Origin of the sequence: Pseudomonas putida (assembly GCF_028682475.1) — a bacterium.
In the GTDB taxonomy this organism is placed as follows: Bacteria; Pseudomonadota; Gammaproteobacteria; order Pseudomonadales; family Pseudomonadaceae; genus Aquipseudomonas; species Aquipseudomonas putida_AG.
The window spans coordinates 1-568 of record NZ_JANHLE010000098.1 but is presented as its reverse complement, the minus strand read 5'-3'; the positions used below and the strand labels follow the sequence as shown (position 1 = coordinate 568).

Annotated in this window: 1 protein-coding gene; it reads right to left on the bottom strand. The window is 63.6% G+C overall.

All coding sequences use genetic code 11. The annotated features are described in order from the left end of the window. On the bottom strand, positions 1–568 hold a 568-nt coding region (locus tag NPS47_RS25325), incomplete at both ends, for an Ig-like domain-containing protein (protein ID WP_274297438.1).

Here is a 568-nt window from a genome sequence, read left to right as displayed (position 1 = left end):
GTCCGGGGCGACCACGGTAAAGGTGCCGCCCTTGGTCAGCGCCCACTGGTCCGGGCTGCTGCCGTCGCTGAGGTTTTTCTCGTAGAAGGTCAGCTCGCCGCCGCAGAGGTCCAGGCCGTGGATTTCTACCGGGTCGTTGAGGTTGCTGACGTCGATCTTCAGCGTCGCGGTGCTGCTGTCGCCGTCGGCGTCCTTGAGGGTGTAGGTGAAGTTTTCGACACCCGTGCCGCCGCCCTTCAGGTTGATGAAATCCGGGTCCTGCGCGTTCAGCGTGTAGGTGTAGCTGCCGTCGGCAGCCAGCACCAGGGTGCCGTAGGTGCCGGTGATGGTCTGCGGGGTGATCGGGCCGCTGGCGATGCGGTCGGCGCCTTGCACATCGTTGCTCAGGACGTTGCCGGTCAGGACCGTTTGCGCTTCGGTAGCGGTAGTCGTATTGCTGTCGTCGTACGCCTTCGGCGCATCGTCGACGATGTTGATGTCGATGGTGGCACTGCCGGTGCTGCCATCGGTATCGGTCGCGACTACTTCGATTTGCTCGACCAGGGTGTTGCCGCTGGTGTGGCTTTCA